A 20,820-nucleotide genomic window follows, 5' to 3' on the forward strand; every position below is an offset into this window, starting at 1 on the left:
TCCACCCTCCTTAGGGTTTATAAGTTGCGTTATGGGTAGCAATAGTTAGATCAGACTTACGGCCGGCAAAAAACATGCGATTGCCCAAATCGGGCTTTAACACACGGCGCACACTTAGCTTTTGCAGCACTGAAACCACAGACAGTTGCGTGACACCATTGCTAAGCACGTAAACCGGTTTGCCTAGCATTTCTGAGGTACGCACCATTGAACCATCCGGTAAATCCATAGGGGTGGACTTTGACTGCCATATCTCTGCCCCTTCGGGAGTGCGCAGGCTATAACACTCTTCCTCACCTTCGCCCATTGCACGCAATGGAAATTCCCCGCGTTCACCAGTATGCATATCGATGCACTCAACCAAATCACCAGGCTGGAGATCTCGCACGTAGCGTCCATCCGACAAAACTGTGTCATAGTCCACGCAAAAGGGATCTGGCGGGGTTGTCGTTCCCCCACCATCGGCAGGAGTAGTGATAGTACCTATTGCTCTACGGCCAATCCCGGCCGCAAGCTGCCAAATTTCCGTGGTTGCGTAATAAGTGACCCCACCACCGGTATAGTCGGCGTCATTCACGTAAACATAGTATGTAGTTGAAAAATTTAGCCCGGTAATAGATCCGCTGTTATAGCTAACCGTAAATCCCGCATACTGAACGGTATGGGCAGAAATCGTTATTTTTGCGGACGAGCCATTATCGGATCCTGATAGCACCGTACTACTGGTGGGCAAGCTCGCGACGCTACCAATATTTTGAGGTAGGCCACGCTGGTCAAATATCATTCCAGTTTCAGGGTCGGTATACCCTCCACTAGGCCGAGAATAACTACTTGGCTTGGTCTGGTTTCCAATTGCCTCTTCAATCATTAAGCAATCAAAACGTAAGTATTCCTCTGCATCTAAATTGACCGCTGCCACTCTCAGATAACAAAATCCGGAACCAGTAGCAGTCACAGTCCAGCTACGACGGGAAAACCAATAACCGTAGGATAAGTATGGCGAGTAGCCAAAATGAGAATTCTCGTCATCGGCATTACGCAGTTCAATTCTCACATCCATCGTTTGAGTTTTTGTCCGGCTCCAAGCAGAGATGATGTAGGTTTTGCCCTCCTCCACTTCAAAAACTCGTTGGCCTTCATAGTGACGAAAATCAAGCCACATCCCCTGGCCTGTAGAGCCAGTAAAATCGACTTGCAAGCATCGCGAGTTCGGTGGGGAGGTTACCGTTGCCACTGATAAGCTGTATCTGGAGCCTCCAAAAAATGGGGGCAAGGCATATCCAGAAAATACAGACAAACTGCCAGGCAAAAGGTTGTTGCCTAATCCTGCGAGGCGCGCCCCTTCTGCAGCACGCTCTGAAACTTTTCTTAGCAATGCCTGACGCTGCTCATAAACATACTCCCAGTTTGCCTCCCAAATACTCCGACTTATCGGGGTGCTCGCGGTTGCATCATTCCAGGTTGGCGTGAGCCCGTTAAGGTAGCTGGCCAGAGCGCTAATTGCTGCTGTGTAATCGGTTTTCTCATCGGTAATACCGTATTCGTTAGCCTGGGTTTCTATCCCAGCCTGCTCGGCAATGAGCTGGCTATATTCACGAATCACCTGGAGCTTTTCTGTGGGATGCAGGATTCCATCAGCGGCAATACTAGCCAGATCATCCAGGGCCGCATCAGCATCTGCCTGTGCAGCTTCAGCAGAGGCCTGAGCAGTATCGGCGGCATCCAGGGCGGCTTTAACGTCGGGGTCGAGTGCGGGATCTCCGTGGTCTGGATAGGCTACACGCGATTTCGGTACAAACAGCAAGCGCACGGCGTTAGTACCGAGACAGGTCCCCCCTAGCCCGGCACGCCCTGGGCTATCCGGGCTGTCGCCATAGCAAGCAATAATTTTGCTATTGGTAAGCACCGGCATCGGGTTATCAGTGCCGTCCACTAAAAGAACAACTCCACCCGGTGCACCGCCGCCACCACTTCCACCGTAATTACCCGGGGAGCCGGATAATTTCGTGCCTGGAATCCCATCTCCGCCAGAGCTATCAATTTTGCCGCTGACTCCAAATGCAATGCCCCGGGCAATAGCTACTATCCCCGCACCGCCGCCTCCTCCAGCACCGCCTAAACCGCTGGGGTCATAGGCCCAATCCCCAGGTTGATAGTGATAGGATTTGCCTCCCTCCGCTCCGCCACTACCACGCAGATCATCAGGAATGCCCTGCAATTCGCCACCATAGTTTTCAATATTAAGCTGCGGCATTACTTCGTTGCGACCAACAACCAGCTCGCCACTGCAAGCAGAAGTCGTTGGGGCTGAAGCAGATACGCCTGACATCTCACCAGAGCCCCCGCGACACGACCCCAGAAACCCCCTGCTTTTGTTGCCAGGTATACCAATCAATTCTCCCTCTACCTGCAATACGCCGCGAATACGAAGCTCTACATTGTCACTAACAGAAAGGGTTCGCTCTGCTGGAATTGTGAGGTCACCGGCATGGAAATAAATCACTCGGCTGTTAGTGTCGCCAGTTAATAGGCCGTCGGCACTTAAAAAACCGCTGGCATCAATGCTGAGGCCGGCAGCCGCCATTGCAGTACCCTCACTCTCATACCACTCATCTGGCAATTCAGCGCTGGTGCTTTCGGATTGATCGGCAATCATGCCGGCAGGTTGGTAGCTTCCGAACAGGTCAACACTGACCGCGCCCGTCACTTGGTTAATACTGACTCTCTGAACCTCCATAGCCCGATCTAAGCTGTATTCATCCATCCCTAAAGCAGGAAGTAGCCGGATGTAATCCAGCTCATAGCTATAGTCTGCAGTGTGGTCATGGCCTATATCGATGCGGATTAGCTCGATATCACCGCCGGTCCAGTCGTCCTCCTGGGATAGATCCAATACAAATTCTTGCCACTCATCTTTAACACTGTTCATGCGCTCGATGAGATCGAGCATTTCATCCGCGCCCGCTGAAAAATAACTGCTACTTCCGGTGTGTTTGAAAAACAGTTTACTGCCTGTACCTGCAGCGATCGGCTCATCACTGGTGCGACGAATGCGCAATTTCAGATAGGGCAGATCTGCACCCGGAAAAGTGGGGGAGAAACTGCGGCTAATCCAGGGATTCTCACCAACGACATTAATCGCCAGCACTCCATCATTCACAATGGAGGTGGTAATACCATCACGAGGTATCCAGCCTTCATTATCACTGGCGAAATTAAAATCGTAGGGCCTATCACCACGAATCGAGTGATCACGCAGCTGCGGTAAGCTCACCCGTACGATATCCCCCACTTCCAGATCGTTTTTACTGGGCAGTAATCCCAAGCGCAGGCTCAATGGAGGGCCGGCAAAGCGATCCCTAAGCGCATCAAAAGTGTTTTTAATCGTAGTGTAGGTGTGGCGTGAATTATGGAGCCCTCTAAATGCCAAAGTATGCTGTTTTGCCTCACCATGAACAGCGATTGAATCAGCATCAAGTACGTGGTTTGTACGCAGATACTTGCCATCAAATCCAGGCTGCTCAAACCAACTCCATTCAACCGAAAATACATTCCGCACACCCGCCAAGCTATATTTCAGCTCACCAAGGCTGGTAACATCATCAGGACCAATTGTCGCTACACTTCCAGAGTCGGCGAGTACTCCAGCCATACGACGAAACCCCAACTGGCCGGCAGCATTAACTGGCATAAATGCACCGAGCAGCAGATTGATTTCAGTCTCGATAAACTTCTTGCCATCCGTTTCTTCGAGTCCGTCGAATCTTAAAATCTTACCTTTGGAGTGGTCGCTGGGCTTGTACCAGTCTGAACCTATATTTTCGAATTGATCGAGGACCACATAGTTAGGATCTATCCCTAGATGCCAATTGCTGGGCAGTGCATCATCGGTACCTAAGATAGCGCCAGTAAGGAGCGCATACGCCAGCTGAGGGCCTGGACCTTCCAGGTAGACAAACTCTTCTACTTCTACCCCGCTTTCATCATCGCTGTCTTCTGGGAGTATATGGTCACAGGCATAGGTACCGAATAGGCCTCGAGTACAGCCAGTAAAGCTACTATCGGTTTTACCGGTAGCCCGAACAATTTCGAAACCATCCTGATACTTAATTTTCAGGTAATAAACTGATTGATTCGGGGCATCGCCATAGGCTGAGGTGTGCGGGTTTGGTTCGAAGCTGCTTGCATCGTAAACTTGTAGGGTAACGTCAGATTTAGAGAAGTCTGCAGATAAGCGCGTACTGTTAAGTACAAAAATATCACTGCGCATTGCCCGCTGAATATCCCGGCAACGCACACGGTAAATACCGTTCGTGTAAGAAATAGACTCCTCAGCAATCTGAGTCTGCTCAAGCCTAAAATCCTCCCAAGCAAGGCCAGCAAAACCTTGATATAAGCGGACTGTACTTCCCTTAATACCGCGCCCCTGCTCCAGCTCATCACGCAGTACATAGGATAACTGAGCGGCGATATCAACCACTTCAAAGGAGATTGCTCCTATCTGTGCCAACCCCTGCTCAGGAATAATTTTTTGGCTGGTGGAACTGCACTTCTTTAAGGTCCCAAGAATCGCATTGGCAGGAAGCCCGGGAATATCCGTATGACTACTGATATAGAGCGGCATGTCATAGCCAATCTCAATCACCAATCGCAATTGCCGCTGCGGAGCCTGGTTATGCAAATCAAATATTTCAGTGTTGTTGCGCATAATTAAGCAATCACTTGAACCGTGGTAAACGAGAAGATAAAGCGACCATCTTTCTGCCGCTTTTCTTTGAAGGATTTAAATTTGAGCTGCACTTGTTGGGGATCATCAGCAAGCGCTAACGTTCCGTAAGCATCGAAAGTAAAGAACTCACCGAACGCGCAGCTTCTTTTGAACTCACGCCAGCGTACGAGCTCTGTACTGGTAAGCTTGAGCGGCACTGTCTGGCAAACGTATTCCTCTTCGAGGCGATAGACCGTGTACTCGCTTTGTCCACTGAGCGCTTTATGTTCTTTACCTTCAAGCCGGTCACTGCTGTCATAGCGCTTCAACTTCGCTTCAATCTGGAAGTCACTACCATCACCAACTAGTGAGCGAGTTGGAGTGTATTGAATCAGCATGAGCTACTCCTTTATCCAGTAAGCTCTAGAGCTTGACGGCTGTTCTTATCGAACAGCACCAGTTCTCCCTCACTCATCTTGGTTTGAATTTCTTCTATAAATCGTTCACCGCTATCGCCAACGACATCTCCCTGAATCTGGATAATCACTTGAGAAGCTGGTTGTTGCGATTCCCCTTCGACTACCTCATCAATACCAGACACACCAGGGCTCTCTACGGCTGAACCCGTTGTGCTGATACTGGGTGCGGCAGCACTGCCTGAAACGCCGCTGGGCGCTTGCAAATCAGACAGCATCCCAGCTATTTGAATGCCCTGACCAATAGCGCCGGCAATCATGGGAATATTTTGCGGGTATCCAATTTCAGAAGCTTTTGCGATATTTTTTACAAGGGAAACCCCGGTAGAGAAAACGGCCATTGCCATCTCTGCTTTCGCAGCTTTTTGGTTATAGGCCGCTGCTGCAGATAGCACTTGGCTAGCTCCAGTAACAAACAGTTGAAGTCTGCTTTTATTGGATGCCTTCTCGAACTTTTCACGCTGCTTTCGATGTTTGTTTTCTAAAAGGGTGAGATTGCGCTCATAGGTATCGTGCGCAATTAACTTGCTGGCGAATGCCTGATCCAGCAGTGCCATTTCTTCATCTTGTTGTACCTGCAGCTGTTCCATTTCGGTAAGCCAGGAAAGCTGCAACGTCTCCAAGCGGGCAACCATGCGTTGGCGTTCTGCTTCAGTTAAACCATCCTCACCGATCAGCCCCTCTTCGCCTTCACCACTGGCTGTGCGTGCCTGCTCTTCAGCCATGGCCAATTGGAAGCGCTCTTTCTCACGCTCAGCATATTCAGTACGAAGTGCCTCAATGGATTCAAATCCTCGCCTGGTAAGCTCTTCCTCAGCAATTTGCAATCCAGCTATTTGTTGGAGCCGCTGTTCATGATCCAGCTTAATTTTGCCCTGTTGATTGGCCAGGAACTGATCCAGCTGTATTAGTTGAGCAGTGCCGGCCTCCTCTGCCATTGCACGCTGCTGAGCTATACGATCACGCTCAGATTGCTCTCTCGCAGCTGCCGCGGCTTCTTCGGCTCTCCTCTCTTCATCCTGCCGCTTTTTTTGCGCGGCTATTTGTTCACTCTGTAGCTCAGCAAGTTGGTCGCGTATCATTTCAGATCTGTTGCGATGGATTTCGACCTGAACCTGAATGCCTTCGGCTTCTGCCTTGGCTAGCATCTGCTGATGCCAAACATACTGCTCATGCAGTTCAGCAAACTGATTGCGCTGCTTTTCCTCATCGGTAGGAGCGAGTCCGCGCCGCAGGGTATCCACGGCACCGGTTAACTTATTAATACCGGATGTCGCAATACCGGTGGAGCCCGCAGTTTCACTGAGCCCCTCCAGAAACTCCTGCCAGGACTGCGCCAGGGAATCGGTAGCACCGGTGAGACCACCCGCTTCAGCAGCACCGGCACCGCCCACCTGCTGCTCAAGCTTTAACAGAATCATGCGCTGAGCTTCGGCGACACGTCCCGATTGCTCCAGAGTCCTGATCTGCTCCTTTTCTGCAGCCGTGAAACTGACACCGGCACGCTTCAGTGCGGTGATTCCGGTTGAGGGTTCCTCTAACGCTTTACCTAACTGAAGTGCCGCGTTCTTTGCATCGCCTCCCATCACCGCTGCCATATCCTGGCTGAGGCGAATAGCATCATCGAATACCGGGCCTTGAACACCTTTAAAGGTGAGCAATATGCCCTGAGCTTCACGGATACCAGTAACACTAGCCAGGGTTGCGCGGGCCACTGAACGGGCTTGTTCATCCAGCTGCTCTGCAGTTCGACCACTGGCACTACCGGTCGCCTTCAGCAGTGCCTCAATCTTGAGCTGACCCCGCTCCATTTCTTCACCAGCACGAATACTTTTGTACATCACGGCTGTGACACCAGCGATCGCGACACCAAAAGTCGCCCATGCCAAGTTCCCACTGGTAAGCAATCCATTAAGCGCACCGACTCGACCAGAAACACCCCCCAAGGGACCATCGATAGCGGCGACACCCTGTGCAGCTCCGCGCATGGAACGGCCAAACATATCCCCCGCTGAACTGGTGGACTTCAGTTCTCGGGTTAGCTTTTTATTGCGTGCAGTAGCCTGATCCATCTCCCGCTTATATTGAGTGGAGCGCAGCTCCAAGTTGGCCACCATCGTGGCCATGGAAGTTTGTTTTGCCATTGCTCAACTCATGGAGTTCCAGATTGCGATTTGCTGTTGCACGGTTTTGGGTTTGTGCGCTTGAGGTAGGTATTGAGAGACTTTGCCTCCCAGGGTGCCGGCAGCGATATGGGCGAGTTGCCACTGCTGGACTTCGGTCTGTAAGGGCCGCTCGGAGTGGAATTCATACCAGTGATCCAACTCGGTAGAACTCATGGAGCGCAACATATTGAAATAATCGGGACGGTTAAAATCCCGCGCGAGCTGCCGGGCAAAGAGAAAACCCGGCACTAGCCTTTTTTTTCGCTGTCCTCACCTTCCGTATCGCTACCCTCACCCTCATCGGGTATCTCTACAAAAAGGCCGGATAGCTTAGCCGCAGGCACATAGAGCGCATCGATCAATTCAGGAGTGATACTGCGGATAAGTCTCTGATGAATCTGCTCCACCGAATCCTGACAGTCCGGCTTCATCCAAATTGCGTAGGCAATCAGCAATAATTTATTGCTAACTTCCCCAGCACGAAAAGACCAGAGCTGGCCAAAGGATTCCAGTTCGGTTTTTGGAACGTCGTCATTTTGAGGCAGGGGGATGTCCTCGGTAGTTTTCTGCAGGTATTCACAGCGGTGGTAAGCACTCAGCTCAAATAGCTCAACTTCTTGCTCACCAAAAGGCACTATTTCAGATTTTAAAATAGGGACTGGAACTAAATTCATGGCTAGCTACCTGCTGTTACCGAGGGCTTACCAGAGATCTTGAATTTAACCGTGCGAGTAATCTTGTCATCCTTAGGTACCGCCTTACCCCAACCGGTAATATGACCAAGAAACTCGACGGTAGTACCCTCAGGGTATTCGACCTTGTAATACTTGTTGCTATCAGAGTCGTAATCCGAACGCAGAGACTGTTGACCGCTATCACTCTCTTTCCAAATCAAGGTAATAGAGGCCTCACCTGGATCACGCAATCCCGAAGGGTCATAGTCCATATAACCACTGGTGCCATCAATGGGAGTCATATCAACCGAACCACGAGACTCTTCACCGGGCTCAAGATCCAACATGCCCGCCACCTGAGAATAGGAAGTGCCATCATCACTGCGATAAAACTTGGTTTTATAACCTTGTGCCATAGTCATAACCTCATCGGGTTGTTTCGTTAAAAGTCTGTGGGTTCAGTGGAATACTTGGCGCTATACGTCAGGCGCACTTCACCTAATGGGTGATCCTGATCCAGCGCAAACTCGGTTTGGCTGAGCAGGAACAAATCACACACGTCCTCCAGAGAAGCATCCTGCAAAGCCCTTTCAATATCTGCTGCTGCCTGGTCTAACGCGGCATATACATCACCGCTAGTTTTCACTACCGCAGCAACCGTCAGATCCAGTTGCCGCTCGGTACCGCCATGCATTTCGTGTTCGATGTTCTCAACTGCAAAGCCCACCACAATCGCCGGCAGTTTTTTTGATTCAATTTCTTCTGTGGTGCCAGGAGGTGGGAACGTGTAGCCGGATAGGGTTTTCAGTTTGTTTAGCACGGCATCGCGAATTGTTATGCGTTGGGTCATTGGGGATCACTCCTTGAATTTTGGGTATAAAAAAACCCGCCGGTGCGGGTTTGGGTGTCTATTTGCGGAGCAAAGAACGCTACAAATCAATGTACAATTTTAAAATCTAACGACTACAACTGGGGCGACTGGAGCATAGCGTAGGCCGTCCTGCGAAGGGCCATAAGCCCGTTGCAACCTGCTTGTACTCGTTAGGGTTGGTACCCACTAAGTTTGATAACTTTACGGACATATTCCGCCTCCCGAATGTCATTTCTCTCAGCCCAGGAAAAGCTAAAAGGGAATACTAGTGTACATAAACTCATCATTTTATTATCCATGAAAAATATATACTCCCCAGACAGCTCAAGAGAGCGCGAGCTTGAATCGCCGTATAACATAAGATTATCAGCTACTTCCCCTTTTAGCTTAGCTGTAATTCTCAATTCATAGCTAAATGTCTCAATTGGGTTTTCTGGAGCGTAAGTTCCCTTCATGACTTGCGCCACAAATACTTGATTTCGAATATCCCAATTTTCCTCTAAGTCAAAAGGGTTTTCCGGGCACTCCCAGCAATAAGCTGTAGGAACGGAAAACATAAACAGTAAGCTTATAAATTTCCTCATTTCTATTCGGAACCTTAACGCCAAGGTAATGGACAGCCTTGTGGCGAAGCCACGCTTAAGGCTGTCCCGCCGAAGGCGACATTGAGCGCCTTGTTATGTTTATGGGTAGGTCATACCCTCTCATTGTGTCCCAAACTAACTTTCCTTGACACTCATAGTAAGAAAAATATACAGCGCTAATGCTTAGTGTTTCAATTTCAGATGGAGCTGCATAAAAGTATGCTTTGGAAAAACCTCTTTCGCTTTCTAAGGCTAGCCCTGACGCTAGCTTAACCCTTCCTTGTTCTTTTTTATACAGATTAATACTACTCAAATCTCTTGAGTTGTATTTTTGAGGCAAGGAGATAGATACATAATAAAGCTCGCCATCAAATTCACTCTTTATTGAGTAAGCGTCTATATCCATTTTATACCCATGCTCAGTACCTTCTACTCGGCTAGGGCATGGATTGGGCACTTCGACAGCAAAACAGCTAACCGAGAGGAAGCTTGAAATCACGAGAAGAACTTTATTCATAAGTAAACATAACGCCTAGCACACGGGCGGCCGAAGCAAAGCGTAGGCCGTCCAGCCCACATATTTTGTGGGCAATCGTGCTGCTTTTTGTTATGCATTAGCCTCTCCGCCAGTCTTTAATAGTCGCAATAAGTAGGGCTATGAAAATTACTAGAAGGATAAAGGCAACACCATAGCCCACGGGACCATCTACTTTTGCTCCTTTGGCCTCCCAATGTCCATAGGTTATAAGCTGGTATAGCATTGCAAAAGATATGAAGCCACTAGTAAATACAGCTAGTAACATATGCCGCAAATTGAAAAGCTTTTTCCCAAAAGCAAGTTCCCCCCATGAAGGAGTCTCGATTTTTCTATCGAGGCCTTTTCGACGCCATCGGCGGTCTTTGAGATTAGACATAGTTTTTATTCATAACGCCCGCAACACCGGGCCGTTTTGAGCGCAGCGGAAAACGGGTCCGAGTGCTTGCGTTTGTTATACGAAAACTGGTTGCTGGTCTGCATATCCCCATACCCTGTAACACCCATTTTCTAAGGAGTATGGGATATTGTACTTTTTCAGAACAGTTGCTATAAAGCCACTGAAGTCAGTAATTCTATCACTCAAAAGGTTGCCCCTTCGCTCTCTTTTGAATGGGTCAATATCCATCCACTCGATACAGCTAGATTGACCGTAGCGAACCCATTCCCAATCAAGCAGCGAAAACCCAGGCATTGCCTCTAAGTCTCGTAGATATTTAAGCCTTACTTGAGGTTCGAAATCACTGTTACTTGTAATGGCATTAGCGAGTTCTCGCCACTTTGTTTTGTTCATATACGAAACAAGGTGCCGCTCTTCAATAAATTTTAGTGTTTCTTCGTTCATTGCCTACGTATAACGCCTGCAGAAGCGGCCGAAATGTAGCAGCGAAGCTGCGGAATGTAGGTCCAGCCCAAGCTTGCTTGGGCGTTGCTTGCTGCATTTGTTATGCATTTTTATATATCACCTTAGCCTCAATAGGGTTGTCTTTTGCTCGCTCATCGTAGTAATTGAAATCGGAAGCAGTTGATTGCAAAGCTATTGATAATTCTGTTTCAGATACCCTGCTTAGGATTAACTTAGTTTTATTTAATGGAAGATGCTCGCCCATGTATATACGGGAAACATTCTCCTCCTTTTCCTCGCCATTCTCATGTTCCCACCCAAGCTCAATATCAACCTCTTCATATTGAATTGAGCCTATCGATTCAGAGGAAATAGCTATATTTTCAAGATAAATTGATGGCGACGGTAAAAAACCTAAACAGCAGTCTCTATTGTCATTGGAGCGAATCTCTATGTCTAATCCAGTTTCATACAACGCCAGCTCAATGCTCTTTACCTGGAAAGTGCAATCACCATCTTGGTGCTTAATCAATATGTAATTATTCATTGTACTTTCCGTGATGCATAACATTTATATAGTAGTCATCATGACCATTATTATCTTGACTACTATTTCTGATACAAATTTACGCCAACACGCCATCTTCTTCCACTAAATCAATGGATTACGAGTAATTGGTACTATCGATCCATCTAGAAAAATGATCAACTTGACCACTATCCCCATTTTTAACCGATCTTTTAAGTCAATGATTTTAAAGCATTTTTCTGTATGTTTGAGCAATTCAAAAAAATAACAATCACAATGATCATAAATCTCGTGCTGACCTACCCACTCAGGCTACACATCCACCAACGCCCGCCAAACAACCCCATCATCCGCCAGCCGCTTACGCACCCTATACCCCACACCACCAAGTGTAATCATCGCCTCAGAGTTGTAAGCACCTACCTCACTCACCAACAGATTCAACTCAACACGCAGCACCCGCACACGCTCATCTTCCTCGAACTCATCAACCTCTTGATCTTTTATCACGCGGCAATCAATAGGCTCACCGCCGCTACCATCATCATAGGTAGCGGCTTTGCCCCACTTTCGAAACGCGCGCTCTGCGGTTCTCTGGTCCAGATCCATGGATTACCTAAGCCTTCACTGTGCCCGGTACGCCTGTAAATTTGACCGCGAAGCTGGTGACACTGGAACCCGCATCCTCAGCGGCAAAGGCCGTTGCACCGGTGATATCGCCAGTAGTTGCAGTGGCTGCGTTGTTATCGAATGAGCTGGAGGCAACCACCCAGGTGAGAGTTTCACCCTGATCGATTTCTGCGGCGGATACCTTGGGCACAGTGAATACGCCATCAATAGCAATCACACCGGACTCACCCACGGCGATATCATCCATTGCTACACCCAGCACCGCACCGACCGGTACCACCTGGCCAGAGGTGATATCCGCGCTGGTGATGTTGGTGTAATCCAGCATGCGGCCGTCTTGTACAAAATTAGTAGCCATTCTCTTTCCCTCAATTGGGTTTGTAACTGAAAGTAAAAAGGCCGCGCGATGCGACCTCTTCAATGAACGTTGCTAGAGCTAGCGGTTAGCTGGTTTTTGGAGTCTTCACCATGCCTTTGGGGTCCCAGGCTTTGGCTGCGGCATCCAGTCGCACTTTGAATTCCACCCCATCAACACTCCAACCATTTTGCTCTTCTAACACCGGGGCCTGCTGACCATCCAGATAGAGCACTTCGATGGTGTCGTGCACTACCGGGTCGGCATTGAGGTACCAGCCGTTGTGTCCGCTAAGGCGCGCATCAGAGAGCACTTCAGCAATATTGCGCACGCTGTTCGGTGTGGTGTTGTTTTTACTGGATTCGCCCACTTCGAATTCGGATTCCAGAGCAACCTTTGCGCTGCCTTCGTCGGCAATATCACAGAGCAGGAACTTGGGCCGGATATTGAGCACTGCGCTGCCATCCTTTTGCTTGCCCATCTTCACCCGTGCGGCATCGATGCTGGCGGTATTGATTAGAGCGGCGCTGGCTAGGTTGCCATGATCTGCATGGAACAGGGCTTTTCCATCTGCCATTTTGGGATTGTTGAGCAGGATGCTGAATACCAGATCCCCCACGGTGCGCACGGCGGCGAGGCCCATCTTTTGCGGGATTCGGGTAAAGGCCCCCAGGTCGTCATTAATAATCGCCTGGCGGTTAATAGAGAAGAGTTCCCCGTAAGTCGCCAGTGCGGCGGTCTCGGCCCGTTCGCCGATACTCACATATTTAAATTCTGCCCCCGGTGCCACTTGGCGCAGTGAGGGGAAGCTGCCCAAGTCTGTGCGGGTGGTGAGTTTAAAGTCACTGAGGTTGCCGACACTGGTAAAGCGCGGGAAGATCTCTTGTGCTTCTTCATAGCCTTTGAGCATGGATTTATTGGCGATATTGCCGAGTACCGTTGCGAAGTCACCCGAGCTATGGGTAAACGCTGCAGCGACCACACCCATTCTGTCGAGTCCGGACAAGCTTTGGCCGTGGGCCTGCATGAGGATGCGGGCAATCTCCATCATGGTGTAGCCGCTGAGTTCATTGCCCTCTGTGCGCTTTTCACCGAGGGCACGTACAGCAATCGCATTTTCCGCATCGGCTTTTAAGCGCTTGATACCTTCACCTTCCTGCACTACCACGCTGTAGCTTTGCACGGGGGTTGGGGTTTGGCTGCCGAGGGCTTCAAGCAGTTTGTCTTTGGCTTTTTCGGCGGTGCAGTCCATATCATTGAGACATTCCTGCATCACAACACTGTGCGCTTCGAAGCCTTTAAATACGGCCGTGATATCGTCTTTGCGCTTTTTCTCATCGGCGGCAAATTGCGCTTTGGCATCGGCAGCAATCTGCGCTTTCATTTCTGGAGTAACCTCGGGCGCAGCGGTTGCAGCTGGCGTGGTGGAGGTGGTTTTAGGCATGGCTTGCGCTTCCTTGGTTTGGGTTTGGGTTGGATTGTCTGCAACCGCAGACGGGAATTTAAATTCAGTGGGCCCCTGCATGACCAATGCGTTAATGGCTTGCGGGGTGTTTTTAAATTGATTTAAGTGATCAGCACTGAAGCTGGCAGCCATCTCTATGGCTGCGGTGGTGTCGGTGGCGAAGCCGGCCTCTACCGCTTCGGTGCCGGTATACCAAGTCTCGTCATCCATCACTTGGCTGATTTCCTCATCCGACATGCCGGTGCGTGAGGAATACAGGCTTTTCATGGTGGCTTTGACTTTGGCCAGCAGGCTCTTGGTTTTTTCCAGAGCGCGCTCATCACCGCGAACACCGGCACTGGGGTTGTGCACCATGTAATAGGCGTTCTCGGCAATATGGACCGTATCCCCGGCCAGGGCGATCACACTGCCCATACTGGCTGCGATGCCTTCAATCCAGGTTTCCACTTCGGCTTTGTGATCTTTGAGCAGGTTGTAGATGGCAGTACCGTCGAACACATCACCGCCGGGGCAATTGATATGCAGATTGATCCTGCTGACATCACCGAGCGCTTTGAGATCGCGGGCAAAGTCTTTTGCCGTCATATCCCAGTAGCCGATGTAGTCATACAAATAAATATCGGCTTCACTGGTATTGGCGGCAGCGGTGATGCTGTACCAGGATTTATTCGGCATGGCTGCCTCCTATTCAGATTCAGTTTCTTGCGCGGGTACGGCTTCGCGTTTGGTTGGGGTAGTAATGTCGTTTTGTTTGAGCTTCCGCTGCCAGGCAGCGGTTTGCTTAATCACATCGTCCGGCTTTTTGCCTCGGCGGCGGATGGTCTGCTGTGGGCTGGCCAGTACATTTTCCAGCAGGGTTTCATCCGCGCTGGCTTCATGGACCGGATTAATCCAGGGCATCACCGGGGTAATAAAATCGACATGCATTAATGTGGATGGATCCACATCACTCGGCACTTTGAAGGCATCCGCCAGTAAAGCCATTTGCACCCAGCGGCGGGTGGCCGGCTCTACAATTTCCTCACAGAATTCCAAGCTGAGGGTTTCGTAGTTTGCCCACTGCTCTACCAGTTCCTGGCGCTGCGAACTATAAGTGCCGTTGTAGTTTTTACTGATGCTGCTAAAGCTGGCCATGGTGCCGGCGGCAGCCATGCGGTGCATCGTTTCTAAAAATGGCGTTAGTAGACCGCTGGGGCGATTACTTTGAATGGTGCCGACAGATTCCCCAGGCCGCAGATCGTCATAGATAGCACCAGCGCGAATAGCCAAGGTGCGATTTCCTTCATCATCAACGTCGTTCTGCGAGTAATCATCTGGACTGCCCTTTTGGATAAAGCCCACCATGGCTGAAGCAATCTTGGCGGCAACGCGTTCGTTTTCTTCATAGTCTTTAATATCGGTAAGGCGATTCATTACCGCTGCAAAAATGGAAACCCCTCGGGTTTGGTGCAGCCTGCGCACAAATTTGAGGTGCTCGATATTGTCGGCGCTGTGAAGCCTGCGCTTCATACGCCAGTTAAATGAGGCTCCGGGGTGTTCGTCGTACAACCAAAAGCCCGCAGGCTCACCCCAGGCGGATTTTTGAATGCCTTGCACAATACGCTTGCTGGGATCGTTGTAATCCACCGGCAGGAAATCCGGTTCCAGGCATTCGATGGTGTAAGGCACCGGGGTGCGGTGTTTTAAGCCGGGCACTGTGCCCTGCAAGTGCCGCATTAAAGTTTCACCATCGCGCAGCCAGGTATTGCACAAAAGCCGCTGGGCTTTGCCCCAGCTGAACTGCCGGGTGCATTCCGGGCGCCGCGCCCATTCCTTGTGAGCGTCATTCATTTGGCTGGCAAAACCATCGTGGATATCGCCATCCCAGGTTTTGGGTTGGAACTCCACATCGATGCCGCGTGGGCCGACGATGTTGTTGACCAAGGTGGTGAGAATGCCAAAGGCAAAGTCGTGGTTTTGCTCCAGGTGCCGGGCTTGGCCGCGCAGGGTTTCCACACTGCCTTCCAGCACCAGGTCGCCGCTGCGGTTATCACCGGGGTTTTTACGCAGGCGACTGGGGCGCGCGGCTTCATAGGCGGCGGCGATCTCCAGGGCACGCCGAGCTTGTACACGGCGCAAGGCAGCCTCGGGTGCAAAAAACCCGATGACAGAATCTAATTTATTCATTAATTAAAATTCGCGTAGGCGGGCCCAGGGCGTTTGCCGGCGGCCTTTAAGGTTTCTGCGGTTGCGCGGCGCTCCCACTCCTGACGGCCCGCGCGGATTTCCTGCAGGTTCTCGGCGGTAAATTGGCGGCCGTTAATGACCGTGGTTTTACCGGCGAGCACGTCTACCTCGGCCTCGATATAGAGGTCGACCATCTCTTGTGCAGTTTTAGACATTTAACTATCCAGTAGAGAGCCGGCTGGCTGCGCGGGCTGCCTTGGTTTTTTAACGGCGGGTTTGGGTTGTCTAGGTGTTTGAGGAGACTCTGATTCACTAAACAAGGTACGCTGGCCCAGGCGGGATTCGATAATGGACCATTTTTTTTCGTTGTTCTTGTACAGGTTCATCGCATAGGCTGCGTGTAGGGCATAGACTTCAGTATCCACTCCTTCGTTGGGTCTACCCGGACGCTTTTGCCAGGTTTCTCTGCCTCTATACTTTTTGCTCGGTGCTTTTACTTCAGCAGTCACCTGCTCCCAGTAATCCTGTCGTACATGCTTACAGCTGTGCATATAGGCACTGGTGCCTAAAAGTCGCCTAGCAATCAGATCTTTGGCCTTGTGAGTACCCACCATATATACCTTCACTTCATGGCGGTCTGCTTTAGTAGCGCGTGTAGGATTGCTAACTTCAGCTTTCCTTGGATGAGAAAATATTTCTTTACTACCAAAGTCTCTACTATCGCCCTTAATCGCCATCACAAGGACGTGACGATATTTTCTTTTTCTAGTTCTTACCCACTCATACACCGCGCTACTGGTAGTACCGTCAGAGGAATCGATGCTTACTGCAGATGCGTAAATCTCACCAAAGCGCTCATGCTTAAAACCTTGAAACAATAACTTGTCCAGAGCATCCCAGCAGCTATCACGCTTATCTACAGTATCCCCATCAATTTCACCCCAGTACATTTGCCAGCTTTCTTCATTGCGACCAAATGCGCGGATGGTGATTGCGAGCCGATCATGCTGGACATCGACGCCGGCAGTCACCAGCAAACCGCCAGCAGGACAAAACAGTTCTGGGTAATCTTCAGCGGCTTCTTCCAGTTTTTGGTGGTCCAGTAATCGGTTGGCAGCATGTTTATAGGGCCTGCCTAACTTGTTGTTTTGGAATACGATGCGTGCAGACTCATCACCGCTTTTGGCTTCGTGTTCAGCCTCTAAAAAATCCCTAACGACCTCTGCCAATCCTGTGCCAGGGATACACACATAAAGCTCCGATAGCTCCATAAAAGTCTCTATCGGCTCTATCTCATCCTGCTCATAGTCTTCACCACATTGGGTTTTAACCCAGCCGGCAAATTCATCACCGCTTTCACGCGCTGTTTTACAGGTCTGCAATATGTTGGCTTGGCGGCGGTAGTCATCCCACTCACTGCCACACTTGGGGCAACCGTAAATTGCGGTTTCTGGCTGATTCAAGCCAAATACCGGGTGCGGTGTGCCTCCCTCTTTTTCCAACCAACTGACGTTTTCCCAATCCAGTACATGAGAATCACCGCAGTCATGGCAAGTAACCGGCAGTACACGCATAGTGCCGAGTTTGGTGTAGTGCTCCACCTGGGAAAGATCAGCAACGGCAGGGGTGCCGCCGATAATTAATTTCTTATTGCGCATCCGCTTAAGGCGTTCGCGCAGGTGGCGAATGGAATCGCCCTGATCACCAACGTCTTTATTAGTGTCGTCCGGTTCCTCCACATAGCCGCGCTTGGCGGTGGTGGATTTAACATTGGAGACGGAGTTAGAACCGACTGTACGCACTTCCCCACCAGGGAATACTTTTCTGGTAGATCTGTTGCCTAGCTTGCGACTAGTGGAGACATCAATCACACGCGCTACATTCGGCGAGCCCTCAACAATCTTCACGAACTTTTCGTCCATGAAGTTCTGGCCTTTTGAATCCTTAGGAAAGAGCATCAAAACCCGCGCGGGATCAGTCACCGCCACCTTACAGATATCTGCCGCTAACAGTACCGTCCAGCCAATCTGCGCCGCTTTTTGCATTACCACCATCCAGGAGACTTGGCTATCGAGCGCGTACATTACGCCCCAGAAATAGGGCACAAAATCTACTCTGTAATATCCTGCGTTATCGCTATCTTCGGATGGCAGTTTGATATTTTCTGGCAACCACTCAATCAGCGGGATTTTAGGCTGCGGTATCCAGGTCTGGCGTACCTCCTTCACCAGCCTCTGTAAATTCAATCTCGTAACCGCCAATAGTTCTGAGGGCAGCTTCAATGTTTGGCTGTAGGGGTTCTCTGTCGACGGTAATGGCATACTGACTTTCGATAGCAATAATGATGCTCTCTACCGCTCCTATAAATTCATTCTTTCCAACGGTGGACCACTCCACCATCGCCTTGCGCGTTGACTCGACATCAAGGATTAATTGATCCTCTCGATACAGCTCGCGCATTTTTAGTTTTGCATTAACTTCAGACTCAATCGCCTGGGCCATATCGCGACGATTTCGGGCCTCATTCGCCTGGCGGCCTGCGGCCTCGGTTCGCAGTCGCTCGCAATATTCATGAAGCCAAACTTCGTAACTGGCGCCTACGGTAAAGACCTCAGCCTTGAAGTGTTTGGCAATAGCAGGTTGAGTAGCACCAACCAGACGAGCAAAACCAGACTGAGTGGCCTGATCATCAAGTGATAGGTTGTCAGCCAAGGTATAACCCCCTAGGAAATTTCAGATATCTGTTAAAAAAACACGGTCCGAATTACCCGTGTGCTACCCCCACTCAGGAGGACCCATTCAGCGCCTCTTCGCGGTCGCAATCGCATGATCCATGGCTTTATCAAGTTCTAATGGCAAATGCCTACGAGCTATGCCGTCAGCAATTCGAAAGAAAGGAAAGCGCTTGCGGTAGTCTGGCTTTCCCTTTAGGAAAATAAGAATGGGCTTTACTTTAGGACGTCTCTTACCCCCAGCCCTTTTCCAGACACCCAACACTCCGTTTACCTTTCCTACAAAGTGCTTGCCTGTGGGCCCTTGAGCACTATTTGCCCCGCCCTTCTTGGTACCTGAACCAGCACGGAGTTCTGCCAGAATCTTCTTATAGGTACCGACCGAGATATTCCCATGCCGGTTTAGCCTTGCTGCTTTTCCATGTACGGCATACATACCCGCAGGCAGTACACCTAAATGCCGCAGGGCACGCTCAAATCTCTTATCGTTGCGCTTCACGTCGATAACCGACGGCGCCAAGTATTTACTCGGTGCCGTGCCGTTGGTTGCTTGATCACGGATAAAGATCTTCGAAACACCTGAGCGCTTAGTGGCTTTCTTCACCAGTACAGAGTTCAGTGTCAGCTTCGCTGGATTTGCAAAGATGCGCCCAATTGCTGCACGCTCTTCTCCACGTATACGAAAGGCCACGTTATTTAGGGCAACCGAACTGGCATAAGGTAATTGCTTCTTCAGTTCAGCAGCTGCTCGATCGAACTTTGAGGTATCGAGCTTAACACTAACGTCCATCGTCCCCGCCCTGCTGCTCTTGCAGCTTCAAGCGCTTGTGGTTGTAATACCAATTAACCATCAAGCCCGCCGCAGCTATCAGCACTCCAGCAAGGCCTAACCAGTTATCCGCGAGCCAACCAGCGAGAGTTCCAGCACCAATGGCAGTCATATAGCCAGCCTTATCTGCTAATTCTCTTAGGGTATCGTGAAGTGTCATGACTGCTTCCAAGCTTTCATCGCTTTTTCAGCGCTGCGCCCTACGACATAACCACCGAGGCCGATTTTTACTATCTCCAGCAGTGCTAGAGTTTGATCCTCGCTTAAGTTTGGAGCTGTCCATCCCAACCAGTGAAATACAATTAGCCCAACAAATGTGAGCATTGTTACTGGCCGCCAGTTTCTCTGTAGCCATGACTCCCCTGAGGCTTCTGCCGTGATTACCTTGGTTGCTGCCTTTAGCTCTTCCAAGTCCATTGAAATCAGCTGTGAATCAACCTGAGCTTTTAGGCGGTTGGCTTCCGTCTTGTCTGGGAGAGCTTTATCGATGACCTTACCAAGCAGGTTGGATATCGCTGAAATCACAGGTAGCTCCTGATTAAGGTTTTTTTAGGTACAAAAAAACCGGCTCAGTGGCCGGTTTATATGATTGAGTATCTGGCTGGCTTATTTAAGCACTACCCTGCATTAATCATGATGCCATATATTTGGTATTCACTTCCCTGAATGGCAATAGTCACTTTCAGTGTACCTGATGTACCAAACTCACTCTCGTCAGGAAACTTAACTGCATAATGCAAAACGTAGAAACTTGTATTCCCCTCTGTTCCGGCTAGTTGAGAGTGGGTGAAAGCACCACTTTCAACAGAATTGAAAATTTTGGTTAATCTCTGGAACTCAGTTTCTGCACTCTCTTTTGTAAATTGGGCTTTTGCTGCAGGGCCGAACATGTCATATAAGGCATCATTATCACCAGCATTAAATGCTTTGACGAATTCATTATATATATGCACTCGGACCTTAGAGTCTATAAACAATGGTAGCTCGTGCTCTGCTGTTTTTTCTGCTTGAGTTTGTACTGGAGCTGTCCTCTCATTGAGGCCAAACCATACGGTTGCAACTAAATTTGCCACTAGGAGAAGAATTATTACTGATTGAGATGGTTGCACCTTTTGAGATCCCCAAGATTTAGACTGAAGTTTATATAGCGGCCCCATGACCACTACCAGCACACTTAACGTGCGCGAAGCTACCTAAGATTGCAAATAATATCAACGAGTTATGCGAATTCTTCTAGTAATGAAAGCCGCTAAACAT

General features: G+C 49.8%; 23 protein-coding genes. All 23 read right to left on the bottom strand.

Going from position 1 to position 20,820, the window contains the following annotated elements:
- Positions 1-10: 10 nt before the first annotated feature.
- Complete coding sequence (locus tag ACG1BZ_RS14775; RefSeq protein WP_413662479.1) at positions 11-4,708, bottom strand: hypothetical protein; 4,698 nt, start codon at positions 4,706-4,708, stop codon at positions 11-13.
- A gap of 2 nt (positions 4,709-4,710) precedes the next feature.
- Entirely contained in the window at positions 4,711-5,106 is a 396-nt protein-coding gene (locus ACG1BZ_RS14780; RefSeq protein WP_413662480.1) for a hypothetical protein, read from the bottom strand.
- An 11-nt stretch (positions 5,107-5,117) separates the two neighbouring features.
- Entirely contained in the window at positions 5,118-7,328 is a 2,211-nt protein-coding gene (locus ACG1BZ_RS14785) for a phage tail length tape measure family protein (protein WP_413662481.1), read from the bottom strand.
- A 3-nt stretch (positions 7,329-7,331) separates the two neighbouring features.
- Positions 7,332-7,598 carry a phage tail assembly protein T gene (locus tag ACG1BZ_RS14790; protein ID WP_413662482.1) on the bottom strand — a complete coding sequence of 89 codons (267 nt, stop codon included), beginning with the start codon at positions 7,596-7,598 and terminating at the stop codon, positions 7,332-7,334.
- A complete protein-coding gene (locus ACG1BZ_RS14795) occupies positions 7,598-8,023 on the bottom strand; it encodes a hypothetical protein (protein WP_413662483.1) in 426 nt (141 codons plus the stop codon). Before ACG1BZ_RS14795 ends, ACG1BZ_RS14790 begins: the two co-directional genes overlap by 1 nt.
- 2 nt (positions 8,024-8,025) lie before the next feature.
- A complete protein-coding gene (locus ACG1BZ_RS14800; protein ID WP_413662484.1) occupies positions 8,026-8,439 on the bottom strand; it encodes a phage tail tube protein in 414 nt (137 codons plus the stop codon).
- 26 nt (positions 8,440-8,465) lie between these two features.
- A complete protein-coding gene (locus ACG1BZ_RS14805) occupies positions 8,466-8,873 on the bottom strand; it encodes a hypothetical protein (RefSeq protein WP_413662485.1) in 408 nt (135 codons plus the stop codon).
- A gap of 191 nt (positions 8,874-9,064) precedes the next feature.
- Entirely contained in the window at positions 9,065-9,451 is a 387-nt protein-coding gene (locus ACG1BZ_RS14810) for a hypothetical protein (protein WP_413662486.1), read from the bottom strand.
- Positions 9,452-9,533: 82 nt separating this feature from the next.
- A complete protein-coding gene (locus tag ACG1BZ_RS14815; protein WP_413662487.1) occupies positions 9,534-9,995 on the bottom strand; it encodes a hypothetical protein in 462 nt (153 codons plus the stop codon).
- 97 nt (positions 9,996-10,092) lie between these two features.
- Positions 10,093-10,392 (bottom strand): hypothetical protein, encoded by a 300-nt coding sequence (locus tag ACG1BZ_RS14820; protein WP_413662488.1) that lies wholly within the window; start codon positions 10,390-10,392, stop codon positions 10,093-10,095.
- 75 nt (positions 10,393-10,467) lie between these two features.
- Positions 10,468-10,857, bottom strand: a complete 390-nt coding sequence (locus tag ACG1BZ_RS14825) for a DUF6678 family protein (protein WP_413662489.1) — start codon at positions 10,855-10,857, stop codon at positions 10,468-10,470.
- A 100-nt stretch (positions 10,858-10,957) separates the two neighbouring features.
- The gene (locus tag ACG1BZ_RS14830; RefSeq protein ID WP_413662490.1) at positions 10,958-11,404 is read right to left on the bottom strand and encodes a hypothetical protein; all 447 of its coding nucleotides are present in this window, start codon (positions 11,402-11,404) and stop codon (positions 10,958-10,960) included.
- Positions 11,405-11,698: 294 nt separating this feature from the next.
- Positions 11,699-11,995: a hypothetical protein gene (locus ACG1BZ_RS14835; RefSeq protein ID WP_413662491.1), complete on the bottom strand. Its 297-nt coding sequence runs from the start codon at positions 11,993-11,995 to the stop codon at positions 11,699-11,701.
- A 7-nt stretch (positions 11,996-12,002) separates the two neighbouring features.
- The gene (locus ACG1BZ_RS14840) at positions 12,003-12,374 is read right to left on the bottom strand and encodes a capsid cement protein (RefSeq protein WP_413662492.1); all 372 of its coding nucleotides are present in this window, start codon (positions 12,372-12,374) and stop codon (positions 12,003-12,005) included.
- 85 nt (positions 12,375-12,459) lie between these two features.
- Positions 12,460-14,511: a ClpP-like prohead protease/major capsid protein fusion protein gene (locus ACG1BZ_RS14845; RefSeq protein ID WP_413662493.1), complete on the bottom strand. Its 2,052-nt coding sequence runs from the start codon at positions 14,509-14,511 to the stop codon at positions 12,460-12,462.
- A gap of 9 nt (positions 14,512-14,520) precedes the next feature.
- On the bottom strand, positions 14,521-16,002 hold the full coding sequence (locus tag ACG1BZ_RS14850; protein ID WP_413662494.1) for a phage portal protein: 1,482 nt from the start codon (positions 16,000-16,002) through the stop codon (positions 14,521-14,523).
- Positions 16,002-16,217, bottom strand: a complete 216-nt coding sequence (locus ACG1BZ_RS14855; protein ID WP_413662495.1) for a primosomal replication protein PriB/PriC domain protein — start codon at positions 16,215-16,217, stop codon at positions 16,002-16,004. The genes ACG1BZ_RS14850 and ACG1BZ_RS14855 overlap by 1 nt, the downstream gene beginning before the upstream one ends.
- The gene (locus ACG1BZ_RS14860; protein WP_413662496.1) at positions 16,218-18,230 is read right to left on the bottom strand and encodes a terminase gpA endonuclease subunit; all 2,013 of its coding nucleotides are present in this window, start codon (positions 18,228-18,230) and stop codon (positions 16,218-16,220) included.
- Positions 18,193-18,714: a hypothetical protein gene (locus ACG1BZ_RS14865; protein WP_413662497.1), complete on the bottom strand. Its 522-nt coding sequence runs from the start codon at positions 18,712-18,714 to the stop codon at positions 18,193-18,195. Before ACG1BZ_RS14865 ends, ACG1BZ_RS14860 begins: the two co-directional genes overlap by 38 nt.
- Positions 18,715-18,801: 87 nt before the next feature.
- Positions 18,802-19,524, bottom strand: a complete 723-nt coding sequence (locus tag ACG1BZ_RS14870; RefSeq protein WP_413662498.1) for a hypothetical protein — start codon at positions 19,522-19,524, stop codon at positions 18,802-18,804.
- The gene (locus ACG1BZ_RS14875; protein ID WP_413662499.1) at positions 19,514-19,723 is read right to left on the bottom strand and encodes an HP1 family phage holin; all 210 of its coding nucleotides are present in this window, start codon (positions 19,721-19,723) and stop codon (positions 19,514-19,516) included. The genes ACG1BZ_RS14870 and ACG1BZ_RS14875 overlap by 11 nt, the downstream gene beginning before the upstream one ends.
- A complete protein-coding gene (locus tag ACG1BZ_RS14880; RefSeq protein ID WP_413662500.1) occupies positions 19,720-20,088 on the bottom strand; it encodes a 3TM-type holin in 369 nt (122 codons plus the stop codon). Before ACG1BZ_RS14880 ends, ACG1BZ_RS14875 begins: the two co-directional genes overlap by 4 nt.
- 92 nt (positions 20,089-20,180) lie before the next feature.
- Entirely contained in the window at positions 20,181-20,672 is a 492-nt protein-coding gene (locus tag ACG1BZ_RS14885; protein WP_413662501.1) for a hypothetical protein, read from the bottom strand.
- Positions 20,673-20,820 lie beyond the last annotated feature (148 nt).

Source organism: Microbulbifer sp. CNSA002 (genome assembly GCF_047324085.1).
Classification (GTDB): domain Bacteria; phylum Pseudomonadota; class Gammaproteobacteria; order Pseudomonadales; family Cellvibrionaceae; genus Microbulbifer.